General features: G+C 62.6%; 13 protein-coding genes. All 13 read right to left on the bottom strand.

Features of this window, described 5'->3' with window-relative positions; genetic code table 11:
• Positions 1-542: 542 nt before the first annotated feature.
• Positions 543-827 carry a DUF1467 family protein gene (locus NLY33_RS16620; RefSeq protein WP_023670803.1) on the bottom strand — a complete coding sequence of 95 codons (285 nt, stop codon included), beginning with the start codon at positions 825-827 and terminating at the stop codon, positions 543-545.
• Positions 824-1,228 carry a methylmalonyl-CoA epimerase gene (mce, locus tag NLY33_RS16615; protein WP_023698333.1) on the bottom strand — a complete coding sequence of 135 codons (405 nt, stop codon included), beginning with the start codon at positions 1,226-1,228 and terminating at the stop codon, positions 824-826. The genes NLY33_RS16620 and mce overlap by 4 nt, the downstream gene beginning before the upstream one ends.
• Positions 1,229-1,325: 97 nt before the next feature.
• A complete protein-coding gene (locus NLY33_RS16610; RefSeq protein ID WP_023690300.1) occupies positions 1,326-2,999 on the bottom strand; it encodes a ribonuclease J in 1,674 nt (557 codons plus the stop codon).
• A 33-nt stretch (positions 3,000-3,032) separates the two neighbouring features.
• Entirely contained in the window at positions 3,033-3,854 is an 822-nt protein-coding gene (locus NLY33_RS16605; RefSeq protein WP_023709242.1) for a biotin--[acetyl-CoA-carboxylase] ligase, read from the bottom strand.
• Between the two features lie 4 nt (positions 3,855-3,858).
• Positions 3,859-5,295, bottom strand: coding sequence for an NADH-quinone oxidoreductase subunit NuoN (nuoN, locus tag NLY33_RS16600; protein ID WP_023706136.1), 1,437 nt, complete (start codon positions 5,293-5,295; stop codon positions 3,859-3,861).
• An 18-nt stretch (positions 5,296-5,313) separates the two neighbouring features.
• Complete coding sequence (locus tag NLY33_RS16595) at positions 5,314-6,819, bottom strand: NADH-quinone oxidoreductase subunit M (protein WP_023670808.1); 1,506 nt, start codon at positions 6,817-6,819, stop codon at positions 5,314-5,316.
• Positions 6,819-8,792: an NADH-quinone oxidoreductase subunit L gene (gene nuoL / locus NLY33_RS16590; RefSeq protein ID WP_023706137.1), complete on the bottom strand. Its 1,974-nt coding sequence runs from the start codon at positions 8,790-8,792 to the stop codon at positions 6,819-6,821. Before nuoL ends, NLY33_RS16595 begins: the two co-directional genes overlap by 1 nt.
• A 10-nt stretch (positions 8,793-8,802) precedes the next feature.
• The gene (nuoK, locus tag NLY33_RS16585) at positions 8,803-9,111 is read right to left on the bottom strand and encodes an NADH-quinone oxidoreductase subunit NuoK (RefSeq protein WP_023670810.1); all 309 of its coding nucleotides are present in this window, start codon (positions 9,109-9,111) and stop codon (positions 8,803-8,805) included.
• A 269-nt stretch (positions 9,112-9,380) separates the two neighbouring features.
• Positions 9,381-10,001, bottom strand: coding sequence for an NADH-quinone oxidoreductase subunit J (locus NLY33_RS16580; protein ID WP_023706138.1), 621 nt, complete (start codon positions 9,999-10,001; stop codon positions 9,381-9,383).
• A 123-nt stretch (positions 10,002-10,124) separates the two neighbouring features.
• Positions 10,125-10,616 (bottom strand): NADH-quinone oxidoreductase subunit NuoI, encoded by a 492-nt coding sequence (gene nuoI / locus NLY33_RS16575; protein ID WP_023685203.1) that lies wholly within the window; start codon positions 10,614-10,616, stop codon positions 10,125-10,127.
• Complete coding sequence (nuoH, locus tag NLY33_RS16570; protein ID WP_023685202.1) at positions 10,616-11,659, bottom strand: NADH-quinone oxidoreductase subunit NuoH; 1,044 nt, start codon at positions 11,657-11,659, stop codon at positions 10,616-10,618. Before nuoH ends, nuoI begins: the two co-directional genes overlap by 1 nt.
• 2 nt (positions 11,660-11,661) lie before the next feature.
• Positions 11,662-13,743, bottom strand: coding sequence for an NADH-quinone oxidoreductase subunit NuoG (gene nuoG / locus NLY33_RS16565; protein WP_023698336.1), 2,082 nt, complete (start codon positions 13,741-13,743; stop codon positions 11,662-11,664).
• Positions 13,743-14,024, bottom strand: a complete 282-nt coding sequence (locus NLY33_RS16560; RefSeq protein WP_023685200.1) for a pentapeptide repeat-containing protein — start codon at positions 14,022-14,024, stop codon at positions 13,743-13,745. Before NLY33_RS16560 ends, nuoG begins: the two co-directional genes overlap by 1 nt.
• Positions 14,025-14,027: the final 3 nt, after the last annotated feature.

The following is a 14,027-nucleotide window of genomic DNA, read 5'->3' as shown; positions in this document are numbered from 1 at the left end:
CCTGACTGCAAAGTCCTCACACACGCTTTGCGCGTCCGGGCGACGCGGCACACCTGACCAGATTAAGGCGGCAGCCCCGGTGTTGTTCGTTTCGCAAGCAAAGCCTGCCGCACTATTGTGCACTGCAGCACAGATTGCCCGATTGCGGGCAAAATTCTGCGTGACAATTTCATCAGGGTTAGGCTAGTGTGCCCCGATAACCGAGAGGGTGGAGAAAAATCTGCTCTCCTACGCGGTCAAAGTCTTGGGAGGATGCGATCTAGGCGCGGTTACCCGCTGCCGCCGGAAACCGGAAAACAGATCGGAACGCGTTTAAATTGCAAGGCCTTGTGCCTTGCATTTTTTTTGCCCGATCATCTGGTTAGATCAACCTGTTCCCAAATCACGTGAGCTTGCGTCAGCCTGACACCAAGGCGTGATTCTAATGCGGGTGGGCCATGCCTGGCCGCCTATTGCGCATCGCAGGCTGGCGAGACAAAATCTGAGTTTGGCGCTCCGAAACAGACACAAACATCCCAGCCGATCTGCCGGCGGGAAAGTGGTTAGTTAGCCGGTGCCTGGCTGGCTTCGGGGATGATGTGCGGGACTTCGTCGAGGCTGTAGCCCAGCCCGTGCGTCAGGCTATAGAAAACCCCCATGACGACAGCCGTGACGATGGTGGTGCGGATCACGGCGCGCAGCATATGCGGCCCGCGCGGCGCACTCGCAACCGTGCCCAGCGTCACGTCCTGGTCGTCATCCTGCGTCTTGACGCTGAACGGCAGCACGATGAACAGCATCAGCCACCAGGTGATGAAGAACAGCGCGGCAAACGAAATCCAGCTCATGCCTGCTCCAGTTCGACCAGCGTGCCGAAGAAATCCTTGGGATGCAGGAACAGCACCGGCTTGCCGTGGGCGCCGGTTTTGGGATTGCCGTCGCCCAGCACGCGGGCGCCGCTCGCTTTGAGGTGATCGCGCGCGGCAAGGATGTCGTCGACCTCGTAGCAGACATGATGCATGCCACCCGAGGGGTTCTTGTCCAGAAAGGCCGCGATCGGCGACCCCTCGCCCAGCGGCTCCAGGAGTTCGATCTTGGTGTTGCCGACATCGACGAACACCACGGTAACGCCATGCTCGGGCAGCGCTTGCGGCGCGGTGACCTTCGCGCCAAGCGTATCGCGATAGGCCGCAATCGCCGCGGCCAGGTCCGGCACGGCAAGCGCTATATGGTTCAGGCGTCCGAGCATGAAGTGCTCCACAAGTTAAGAGAGTAGGGAATGGGCAGTAGGCAGTAGTGATACATCTGCATTTTTCTCCACTGCCTACCGCCTACTGCCTATTCCCTCACCTCGTCACAAACACCGTCACCAGCGGCTTCTTGCCCCAGGCCTCGTTGGCGGCGCCGCGCACGGCGCGGCGCACCGCTTCCTGCACCAGATCGAGGTCCTTGCGGCGCTGGCGAGGGATCGAGTCGACCGCGCCGACGGCCGCGTCGAGCATCAGATCTTCCATGTTTTCGCCACGGGCATCGGCCTCGGCGACGCCGATGGCGACCAGATCGGGATCGCCGGCGAGCTCATATTTGTCGTCGAGCACGACATTGACCGCGACATGGCCGGCAAAGGATAGCTTGCGCCGGTCGCGTATGCCCATCGCCTGGTCGGTGCCGATCAGCCTGCCGTCCTTGTAGATGCGGCCGAACGGCACCTGGTCGATGATCGTGGCCGGACCCGGCGCCAGCCGCAGCATGTCGCCGTCGCGCACTTGCGCCACCTGGCCGATGCCCGACGTCGACATCAGCGACCCCTGCGCCACCAGATGCGCGGCTTCGCCGTGCACGGGAACGCCGATCTGCGGCCGCACCCATTCATACATCCTGCGCAATTCGCTGCGGCGGGGATGGCCGGAGACATGCACAAGCGCGTCGCCATCCTCGATGATCTTGATGCCGAGGTCGATGAGGCGGTTCTTGATCTCGAGGATCGCCTTCTCGTTGCCGGGAATGGTGCGTGAGGAAAACACCACCGTGTCGCCGGCCGTCAGCGACACCGATTTCATCTCGTCGCGCGAAAGTTTTGCCAGTGCCGCCAGCGCCTCGCCCTGGCTGCCGGTGCAGATGATGACGAGGTTCTCGCGCGGGATGAAGCCGAAATCCTCTTCGGCGATGAACTCCGGCAGCCCGTCCATGTAGCCGAGCTCGCCGGCGACATCGATGACCCGCTTCAGCGAGCGGCCCAGCACCAGGCACTGGCGGCCGGCATCGCGCGCCGCCTTGGCGATCGAGACGATGCGCCCGACATTGGAAGAGAAGGTGGTGACGGCGACACGGCCGACAGCGCTCTGGATGACGCCCCTGAGGCCTTCGCCCACCGCCACTTCCGACGGCGATTCGCCTTCGCGCAGCGCATTGGTGGAATCGCAGACCAGCGCCAGAACGCCCTTGTCGCCATAGGCGCGAAACCGCGCCTCGTCGGTTTTCGGACCGATCGTCGGTTCCGGATCGATCTTCCAGTCGCCGGTATGGATGACGGTGCCGGCCGGCGAGGTGATCGCCAGCGACATCGGCTCGGGGATCGAGTGCGCCACCGGAATGGCCTCGATCGAGAACGGGCCGACAGTGAATGTTTCGCCTGCCCGGTAGATCGTCACCGGAATTTTCTTCGGCGCGCCCTGCTCGCCCTGGCGCTTGGCGTCCAGCAGTCCGGCGCTGAACGGTGTCATCCACACCGGCGCCTTCAGCTTCGGCCAGATGTCGAGCAGCGCCCCGTAATGGTCTTCATGCGCGTGGGTGATGATGATGCCGCGCAGGCCGGCGAGGTTCTCCTCGATGAAGCGCGTATCGGGCAGGATCAGGTCGACGCCAGGATGCGCCGCATCGGGAAAAGTCACGCCGACATCGACGACGATCCACTCGCGCGCGCTAGGCGGCCCATAGCCGTAAAGGGCGAAGTTCATGCCGATCTCGCCGACGCCGCCGAGCGGCACGAAGACGAGTTCGGCGTTTTGCGCTTTCGCCATCAATTTTCCCTTCCCGGCCCTTGCGGCCAGCCCCTAAATCTTTGCCGACGCGACGGCGCCGAAATGCACGTCGCCGGCGGCTACCGTCACGACCGACCCCTCATCATCGCGGATCACGAAACGGCAGTCCGCGTCAATGGTTTCGAAGGTACCGCGCACCACATTCCCGTCAATCCTGACAGCAACCTCGCCGCCAAGCCCCGCCGCGCGCGATAGCCAGCGACGCCGGATGGCGTCGAGCCCGCGTCCGTCATCCCACAGCCGGGCATTGTCGGTCCAGGCATCAGACAGCGCCAAGAACAGCGTTTCGGCGTCGCATGTCGCGCCCAGCGCCTGAAGCGATGTCGCCGGATACGGCAAATCCGGCGGATGCGCCACCACATTGACGCCGATGCCCACCGCCACCGCGAAACGGCCGCCATCGAGAATGGCCGATTCCAGCAGGATGCCGGCCAGCTTGGCGCCGGAGGCCAGCACATCGTTCGGCCATTTCAGCTCGAAGCGATTCTGCCCCTGGCTGGCGCCGTCGAGGCCGATAGCGATCCTGCCCTTCGGCACCACGGCGTCGAGCGCATCGGCCAGCGACAGGCCGGCGACGAAGCCCAGCGTCGCCGCCAGACGCAACTCACCGCCGGTGATGACCAGCAATGTCGCCGCCAGATTGCCCTCGGGCGATACCCAGGCCCTGCCGCGGCGGCCACGGCCGCTTTCCTGCTTCTTGGAAACGACCCACAATTTGCCGGGATCGCCTGCCCTTGCATGGTCCAGCGCCAGTGTGTTGGTGGAACCCACGCTGTCATGGGCCTCGAGCCGGAACCCTTCCGTCTCAGAGGTCGGAGCCAGCCGAAATGCCATCCGTTCAGAAAAATGTCTTGGCGGCGGCTTCGGCGTAGGTCGCGATCGGCCCGCCGATCAGCACATAGAACAGCACGAAAGCGCCGGAGACACCAAGCACGAGGCGCAGCTCAACCGCCATCGGCACGAAGCCGCCGGCCGGTTCGTCGAACCACATGATCTTGATGATCCGCAGATAGTAGAAAGCGCCCACCACAGAGGCCAGCACGCCGATGATCGCCAGCGCATAGAGATTGGCGTTGATGGCGGCGAGGAACACGTACCATTTCCCCCAGAAACCGGCGAGCGGCGGGATGCCGGCCAGCGAGAACATCAGGATGGTCAGGATCGTCGCCATGATCGGGTTGGTCGACGACAGACCGGCGAGATCGCTGATCTGCTCGACATTGCCTTCCTTGCGCCGCATGGCGAGGATGAAGGCGAAGGTGCCGAGCGTCATGACGAGATAGATCAGCATGTAGATGGCGACGCCGCGCACGCCGGCCTGGCTGTTGGCGGCTAGGCCGACCAGCGCGTAGCCCATATGGCCGATCGAGGAGTACGCCATCAGCCGCTTGATGTTGGTTTGGCCGATCGCGGCGAAGGAGCCGAGCGCCATCGAGGCGATCGAGATGAAGACGATGATCTGCTGCCAGTCGGAAGCGATCGGCTTGAAGGCGCCCATGGTGACGCGCACGATCAGCGCCATTGCCGCCATTTTGGGGGCAGCCGCCAGGAAGGCGGTGACCGGCGTCGGCGCGCCCTCGTAGACATCGGGCGTCCACATGTGGAACGGCACCGCGGAAATCTTGAAGGCAAGGCCGGCCAAAACGAAAACCAGGCCGACGACGAGGCCGAGCTGGCGCTCACCGCTGCCAAGCGCCGAGGCGATTTCCTGGAAGCCGACATTGCCAGTGTAGCCGTAAATGAGGCTGATGCCGTAAAGCAGCATGCCCGACGACAGCGCGCCCAGCACAAAATACTTCAAACCGGCCTCGGTCGAACGCAGATTGTCGCGATTGATCGCGGCCAGCACGTAAATCGCCAGCGACTGCAGCTCGAGGCCGAGATAGAGCCCGATCATGCCGTTGGCCGAGATCATCAGCATCATACCGAGCGTGCAGAGCAGGATCAGCACCGGGTATTCGAACTTGTCGAAATGCTCCTGCCTGGCGAAGCGCATCGACATCACCAGCGTCACCGCCGAACCGATCAGCGACAGCACCTTCATGAAGCGGGAGAACGGATCCTGGATGAAGGCGTTGCCGTAGGCTGCGCCCTGTCCCGTGGGAAAGATCAGCCATAGGCCTGCGATCACCAGCACGGCGACGGCAAGGACAGTCACCAGAATGGCAGTGTTGGCGCGCGAATAGGCGCCCACCATCAACAGCGCCAGCGCGCCGATGGCGAGGATCAGCTCCGGCGTCGAGAGCGAAAGGCTGGAGTAAAGGTCCGGCGTCATGGTTCGCAAAACCTCTGGTCAGTTCGCCGCCGCGGTCTGCGCGGCGCCGATGGATGCGGTGACATTGGTGACGAGCGCCTTGACCGACTGGGCCGTGGCATCGAAGACGGGAGCGGGATAAACGCCGAAGAAGATGACCAGCACGACCAGCGGGTAGATGATTGCCTTCTCGCGCGTCGACAGATCGAGCAGGCCCTTCAGGCTTTCCTTGGTCAGCGCGCCGAAGATCACCCGGCGGTAGAGCCAGAGCGCGTAGGCCGCCGACAGGATGACGCCGGTGGCGGCGAAGAAAGCCACCCAGGTGTTGACCCGGAACACGCCGAGCATGGTCAGGAACTCGCCAACGAAACCTGACGTGCCCGGCAAGCCGACATTGGCCATGGTGAAGATCAGGAACACCGTGGCGTATTTCGGCATGTTGTTGACCAAGCCGCCATAGGCGTCGATCTCGCGCGTGTGCATGCGGTCGTAAATGACGCCGACGCACAGGAACAGTGCGCCCGAGACGAGGCCGTGGCTCAGCATCTGGAAGATCGCGCCCTGCACGCCTTCCTGGTTCATGGCGAAGATGCCCATGGTGACGAAGCCCATATGGGCGACGGAGGAATAGGCGATCAGCTTCTTCATGTCCTCCTGCATCAGCGCCACCAGCGAGGTGTAGATGATGGCGACGACCGACAGCGTGAACACCAGCGGTGCGAACATTTCCGACGCCAGCGGGAACATCGGCAGGGAGAAGCGCAGGAAGCCGTACCCGCCCATTTTCAACAGTATGCCCGCCAGGATCACCGAGCCCGCCGTCGGCGCTTCGACGTGCGCATCGGGCAGCCAGGTGTGCACCGGCCACATCGGCATCTTCACCGCGAAGGAGGCGAAGAAGGCTAGAAATAGCCATGTCTGCATGTGGGCCGGGAAGTTGTGGGTCAGCAGCGTCGGGATGTCGGTGGTGCCCGCCTGGAAGAACATCGCCATGATGGCGAGCAACATCAGCACCGAGCCGGCCAGCGTGTAGAGGAAGAACTTGAACGAGGCATAGACGCGGCGCTTGCCGCCCCAGACGCCGATGATGATGAACATCGGGATCAGGCCGGCCTCGAAGAAGACGTAGAACAGCACGATGTCGAGCGCGCAGAACACGCCGATCATCAGCGTTTCCAAGAGCAGGAAGGCGATCATGTAGGCCTTGACCCGCTTGTCGATCGCTTCCCACGACGCCAGGATGCAGAGCGGCATCAGGAACGTCGTCAGGATGACGAACAGCATCGAAATGCCGTCGACGCCCATATGGTAGGAGATGCCGGAATCCAACCAGGCAAACTTCTCGACGAACTGGAAGCCGGCTTGCGAATTGTCGAAGCCGGTCCAGATGAACAGCGAGATGATGAAGGTGGCTGCTGTCGTCGTGAACGCGATGGCGCGGATGTTGCGACGCGCATTCGGGCTGTCATCCCTGATGAACAGGATCAGCAGCACACCTACGAGCGGCAGGAACGTGACCAGCGAGAGGATTGGCCAGGCGGTCATCAGAGCATCATCCAGGTGACGAGTGCGGCCACGCCGATCAGCATGGCGAAGGCATAGTGATAGAGATAGCCGGTCTGCAGCTTGACGACGCGGTCGGTGACGTCGACGACACGCGCCGAAATGCCGTCAGGGCCGAGCCCGTCGATGATGGTGCCGTCGCCGGTCTTCCACAAGAACCTGCCCAGCGCCTTTGCCGGCCGCACGAACAGGACGTCGTAGAGCTCGTCAAAGTACCATTTGTTGAGCAGGAAGGCATAGAGCAGCCGATGGTTGGCGGCGACGCTCCGGGGCAGCTCCGGCGAGCGGATGTAGAACTTCCAGGCGACGGCAAAGCCGATGATCATGGCGACGAACGGTGCCAGCTCGACCCACAGCGGCAATTCATGGATCTCGTGCAGGATGTGGTTGCCCGGCAGCGTGAACAGCGACGCCTTCCAGAATTCGGCATAGGCTTCGCCGATGAAGGCGCCATGAAAGACAACGCCGGCAAACAGCGCGCCCGCGGCCAGGATGAACAGCGGCACCAGCATCACCGGCGGCGATTCATGGACATGGTGCATGACGTCGTGGCTCGCCCGCGGCTCGCCGTGGAAGGTCATGAAGATCAGCCGCCAGGAGTAGAAGGAGGTGAAGCAGGCGGCGATGACCAGCAGGACAAAAGCGAGGCCGGCGACCGAATTGTGGCCGGCAAAGGCAGCCTCGATGATGGCATCCTTGGAGAAGAAGCCGGCGGTGCCGATGACGGTCACCGGAATGCCGACGCCGGTCAGCGCCAGCGTGCCGATCACCATCATCCAGTAGGTCTTCGGAATGAGCTTCCGCAGGCCGCCCATCTTGCGCATGTCCTGCTCGTCGGAGACGGCATGGATGACCGAGCCCGAGCCCAGGAACAGCAGCGCCTTGAAGAAGGCGTGCGTGAACAGATGGAAAATCGCCGCGCCATAGGCGCCGACGCCGAGCGCCACGAACATGTAGCCGAGCTGCGAGCAGGTCGAATAGGCGATGACGCGCTTGATGTCGTTCTGGACCAGGCCGACGGTCGCCGCGAAGAAGGCGGTGAAGGCGCCGATGAAGGTGACCACGGTCAGCGCCGAATGCGACAGTTCGAACAGCGGCGACAGCCGCGCCAGCATGAACACGCCGGCCGTCACCATGGTGGCGGCATGGATCAGTGCCGAGACCGGGGTCGGGCCTTCCATCGCGTCCGGCAGCCAGGTGTGCAGCGGCACCTGCGCCGACTTGCCCATAGCGCCCATGAACAGCAGCAGGCAGACGATGGTCATGGCCGCCTGCTTGTCCAGCGCATAGCCGAGGAAGGTCAGCACGGCGGCGCCTTGTGGTGCGCCTTCAGCCGGAATGAACGTCGCGGCATTGGCGAAGATGGTGCCGAGATTGACCGAGCCGAACAAAACGAAGACGCCGAAAATGCCGAGCGCAAAGCCGAAATCGCCGACGCGGTTGACGACGAAGGCCTTGATCGCAGCGGCATTGGCCGACGGCTTCTTGTACCAGAAGCCGATCAGCAAATAGGAGGCGAGACCCACCCCTTCCCAGCCGAAGAACATCTGCACCAGATTGTCGGCCGTCACCAGCATCAGCATGGCGAAGGTGAACAGCGACAGATAGGCGAAGAAGCGGGGCCGGTTCGGATCGTGGTGCATGTAGCCGATCGAATAGATGTGGACCAGCGCCGACACCGTGTTGACCACCACCAGCATGACCACCGTCAGCGTATCGATCCTGAGCGCCCAGGACGCGTCGAGCCCGCCGGATTGGATCCAGCGCAGTACCGGCACGGTGAACACCTCGCCCTCGCCGAAGCCGACGGAGAAGAAGGCGACCCAGGACAGCACGGCCGAGATCACCAGGAAGCCCGAGGTGATGTATTCCGATGCCTTGGCGCCCAGCGAATTGCCGAACAGACCGACGATCAGGAAGCCGAGCAGCGGAAGGAAGACGATCGCTTGATACATGTTAGCCCCGTCAACCCTTCATCTGGTTCACGTCTTCGACCGCGATCGAGCCGCGGTTGCGGAAGAAGACGACGAGAATGGCAAGACCGATGGCCGCTTCGGCGGCGGCGACCGTCAGCACGAACAGGGCAAACACCTGGCCGACGAGATCGCCCAATGCCGCCGAGAAGGCAACGAAATTGATGTTGACCGCCAAAAGGATCAGCTCGATCGACATCAGGATGACGATGATGTTCCTGCGGTTCAGGAAGATGCCGAACACGCCCAGCGTGAACAGGATCGCCGATACGGTCAGGTAATGTGCGATGCCGACGACCATGGCCAGATCAAACCTTTCCCGGCATTTGTTGAATCATTGAACGCGCGGATACGATGGCGTCCAAAAGGCTGTCTATGGCAGAAGGCTCGAAGATAACTGTTGCATCATTCCGGCCTGCCCCCTGAACGTATGTGAAATCTTCGCTCTTGATGTTCAGCGTAAGATTCCCGTCGCGATTCCAGACGAATACCCAGGCCTTTTCAGTCGAATCAACCCGCCAAGAGGCAACCTGCTCTCCCCAGTATTTTTCTTCAAACGACCGAACATCGTCAGAGCCCCTCGCCCGACTTGACCTTGCGGATTTCCATGCCTGTCGTCGGCGTGCGGCCGACCTGGGCTGCGATCGACTGCCGCTTGATCCCTTCCTTGTGGCGCAGCGTCAGCACGATGGCGCCGATCATGGCGACCAGCAGGATGAGGCCCGAAATCTGGAAGTAGTAGAGGTAGTCGGTATAGAGGATGTCGCCGAGTGCTGCGGTGTTTGTCCGCGCGGCAAGATCCGGGATGGGTTTGGAGACCGTCGAGGCCAGTTGCGGCGCGAAGGTGTAGCCGCCGAGCACCACGATCAGCTCGGCCGCCAGGATCAGCCCGACCAGCGCGCCGATCGGCGCATATTGCAGGGCGCCTTCCTTCATCTCGGCGAAGTCGACATCGAGCATCATGACGACGAACAGGAACAGCACCATGACCGCGCCGACATAGACGACAAGCAGGATCATCGCCAGGAACTCGGCGCCGGTCAGCATGAACAGGCCGGCGGCGTTAAAGAAGGTCAGGATCAGGAACAGCACGGAATGCACGGGGTTGCGCGACGAAATGACCATGAAGGCCGACGCCACCGCGACAAAGGCGAAGAGGTAGAAAAAGGCCGCCTCTAGTCCACTCAGCATTGGGGATCCCCCGGGTTCCTGTCCAAACAGGACATCCGTCCTGTTTGATTTCTGCGACCGCCTCAGGCCGGCAAGTTGCGTTGTCCTTAGACGAGGGCCCTCGCCCCGTCCATGCGTCAAATGTCAGCGGTAAGGCGAGTCCAGCGAGATGTTGCGCGCCAGTTCGCGCTCCCAGCGGTCGCCATTCGCCAGCAGCCTGTCCTTGTCGTAGTAAAGCTCTTCGCGCGTCTCCGTCGCGAACTCGAAATTCGGCCCCTCGACGATGGCGTCGACCGGGCAGGCTTCCTGGCAGAAGCCGCAATAGATGCACTTCACCATGTCGATGTCGTAGCGCACGGTGCGGCGCGTGCCGTCATTGCGGCGCGGGCCGGCCTCGATGGTGATCGCCTGCGCCGGACAGATCGCTTCGCACAATTTGCAGGCGATGCAGCGTTCCTCGCCATTGGGATAGCGGCGCAGCGCGTGCTCGCCACGGAAGCGCGGGCTGGTCGGCCCTTTCTCGTGCGGATAGTTGATCGTTTCCTTCGGCGCGAAGAACTGGCGCATCGACAGGAAGAAGGCGCTGACGAAATCCTGCAGCAGCAGCGATTTTGCGGCCTGGCCAAAAGCGGACATCACGCAAACCCCGTGATCTTGAGGAAGGCCGCGGTGGCAACGACCATGAACAGGGAGATCGGCAGGAACACTTTCCAGCCCAGCCGCATCAGCTGGTCGTAGCGGTAGCGCGGCACGAAGGCCTTCACCATCGAGAACATGAAGAACATCAGGCAGATCTTGAGCACGAACCAGATCACGCCGGGCACCCAGGTGAAGGGGGCGAAGTCGAAGGGCGGCAGCCAGCCGCCGAGGAACAGGATGGTGGCCAGCGCGCACATCATCACCACGGCGACGTATTCGCCGAGGAAGAACAACAGGAACGGCGTCGAGGAGTATTCGACCATATGGCCGGCGACGAGTTCCGACTCGGCTTCCACCAGGTCGAAGGGCGGGCGGTTGGTCTCGGCCAGCGCCGAGATGAAGAAAATGACGAACATCGGGAACAGCGCCAGCCAGTGCCAGTCGAGGAAGCTGTTGGGCAGGCCAAGCTTGGTGCCCAGCCCATCCTGCTGCGACAGCACGATGTCCGACAGGTTGAGCGAGCCGACGCAGAGCAGCACGGTGACGATGACGAAGCCGATCGAGACTTCGTAGGACACCATCTGCGCCGCCGAGCGCAGCGCGCCGAGGAACGGGTATTTCGAGTTGGACGCCCAGCCGCCCATGATCACGCCATAGACCTCGAGCGAGGAGATGGCGAAGACGTAGAGGATGCCGACATTGACGTTGGCGATCCCCCAGCCCGCATTGACGGGAATGACCGCCCAGGCCGAGATTGCCAGCACGGCCGACACCAGCGGCGCCAGCAGGAACACGCCCTTGTTGGCGCCGGACGGAATGACCGGTTCCTTGAAGACGAATTTCAGCAGATCGGCGAAAGCCTGCAGCGTGCCCCACGGGCCGACGACGTTCGGGCCGCGGCGCAATTGCACCGCCGCCCAGATCTTGCGGTCGGCGTAAAGCAGGTAGGCAACCCCGATCAGCAAAACGACGATCAGCACGACCGACTTTAAAAGGATGATCAGCGTCGGCAGCACGTAGAAGGAGAAGAAGGTGTCCATGTCTACTCTGCCGCCTGCCTGAAGCCGTTTTTCGCCAGCGCCGAGCATTCCGCCATGACGGCGGAGGCCCGCGCGATCGGGTTGGTCAGATAGAAATCCGTGACCGGCGAGGTGAAAGTGCCCTTGTTCAGCCGCCCGCCGAGCTTCGCCACCCTAGCGACGTCATCGGCATTGCCGGCTTCGACATGATCGATGCGGGCGAGATGCGGGTATTCGCCATAAAGTTTGGCGCGCAACTGCTGCAGCGAATCGAAGGGTAGTTTCTTGCCCAGCACATCGGACAATGCCCTCAGGATCGCCCAGTCTTCGCGCGCGTCGCCCGGCGCGAAGCCCGCGCGGTTGGTCTGCTGCACGCGTCCCTCGGTGTTGACATAGGTGCCGGACTTTTCGGTGTAGGCGGCTCCCGGCAGGATGACATTGGCGCGGTGCGCACCGGCGTCGCCATGCGTGCCGACATAGACGACGAAGGCGCCGCCGGTCTTGGACATGTCGACCTCGTCGGCGCCGAGCAGGAACAGAACCTCGCTCTCCCCCAGCATGCCGGCAACGTTCTTGCCGCCCTTGCCAGGCACGAAGCCGACATCGAGACCGCCGACGCGCGCGGCCGCAGTGTGCAGCACGGCAAAGCCGTTCCAGTCGGCGCGCGCAGCGTTGACGGCCGTGGCGAGTTTCGCCGCCTGGCCGAGCACCGCCGCGCCGTCGGCACGCGACAGCGCGCCCTGGCCGACGATGATCAGAGGATGCGTCGCCTTCTTCAGCACCTGGAAGAACTTGCCATTGCCGTCGGCCAGATCTTTCAAGGACTCCGGACCGGCGCCGAGCTGTTCGTAGTCGTAACGCGTGTCGCCGACCTCGCCGATGACGCCGACCGGCAGATTGCCGATCCGCCAGCGCTTGCGGATGCGGGCATTGAGCACCGAGGCCTCGAAGCGCGGATTGGCGCCGATGATCAGCACCGCGTCGGCCTGCTCGATGCCCTCGATGGTCGGGTTGAAGATGTAGCTGGCGCGGCCGAGCGCCGGATCGAGTGCGGCGCCGTCCTGGCGGCAATCGGTGTTCCTTGAGCCCAACGCAGCCATAAGCTGCTTCAGTGCGTAGATTTCCTCGACGGCGGCAAGATCGCCCGAAATCGCGCCGATTTTCTCGGGCGCGGCATTCGACACCGCATCCCTGATCGCAACGAACGCTTCGGCCCAGCTGGCCGGCGCCAGCTTTCCGTCCTTGCGGACATAGGGGCGGTCGAGGCGCTGCGTTCGCAATCCGTCCCAGATGAAGCGGGTCTTGTCGGAAATCCACTCCTCGTTCACCGCTTCATTGACGCGCGGCAGGATGCGCATCACCTCCCGGCCGCGGCTGTCGACGCGGATTGCCGAGCCGACGGCGTCCATGACGTCGATGGATTCGGTCTTGGTCAGCTCCCACGGCCGTGCCTGGAAGGCGAAAGGCTTCGACGTCAGCGCGCCGACCGGGCAAAGGTCGATGACATTGCCCTGCAGCTCCGAGGTCATGGCGCTTTCGAGATAGGTGGTAATCTCGGCATCCTCGCCGCGGCCGATCAGGCCAAGCTCGGAAATGCCTGCAACTTCCGTGGTGAAGCGGACGCAGCGCGTGCAGTGGATGCAGCGGTTCATAACCGTCTTGACCAATGGGCCGATATACTTGTCTTCGACCGCGCGCTTGTTCTCGTGATAGCGCGAGGAATCGACGCCGAAGGCCATCGCCTGGTCCTGCAGGTCGCATTCGCCGCCCTGGTCGCAGATCGGGCAATCCAGCGGATGGTTGATCAAGAGGAATTCCATCACCCCTTCGCGGGCCTTCTTGACCATCGGCGTGTTGGTGAAGATTTCAGGCGCCTCACCATTCGGACCCGGACGCAGGTCGCGCACATTCATGGCGCAGGAGGCCTGCGGTTTGGGCGGCCCGCCCTTCACCTCGATCAGGCACATGCGGCAATTGCCGGCGATCGACAGCCGCTCATGGAAGCAGAAGCGCGGCACTTCCGCGCCGGCGTCCTCGGCCGCCTGCAGCAGCGTGTAGTGGTCGGGTACAGTGATCTCTTTCCCGTCGACCTTGAGCTTTGCCATCAATTGCCCCCGGCGGTCTGCGCCGTCTCATATGCCTGAAACAGATCGCTCAGCCTGATGCCATTGATCATCATGCCGGCGACTTCAGCGTTTTCTATCTTCAGATTGCTCATATTCACATTGCTGAAAAACGCGTTCGAGAGGTTCGCGTCGTCCACCACGGCCGCCGACAGGTCGACGTTGTGAAACTGCGTGTTCGACAAGTTCACATCGTCAAATCTGGAGTTGCTGACGATGGCATTGCGCACATCGAGAACATCGCTCCTGTCGTGGATCTCCATGCC

It is taken from the genome of Mesorhizobium sp. C432A (assembly GCF_030323145.1).
Classification (GTDB): Bacteria; Pseudomonadota; Alphaproteobacteria; order Rhizobiales; family Rhizobiaceae; genus Mesorhizobium.
Note: the sequence above shows the minus strand (reverse complement) of the source record. Positions and strands in the feature narration are given on the sequence as shown.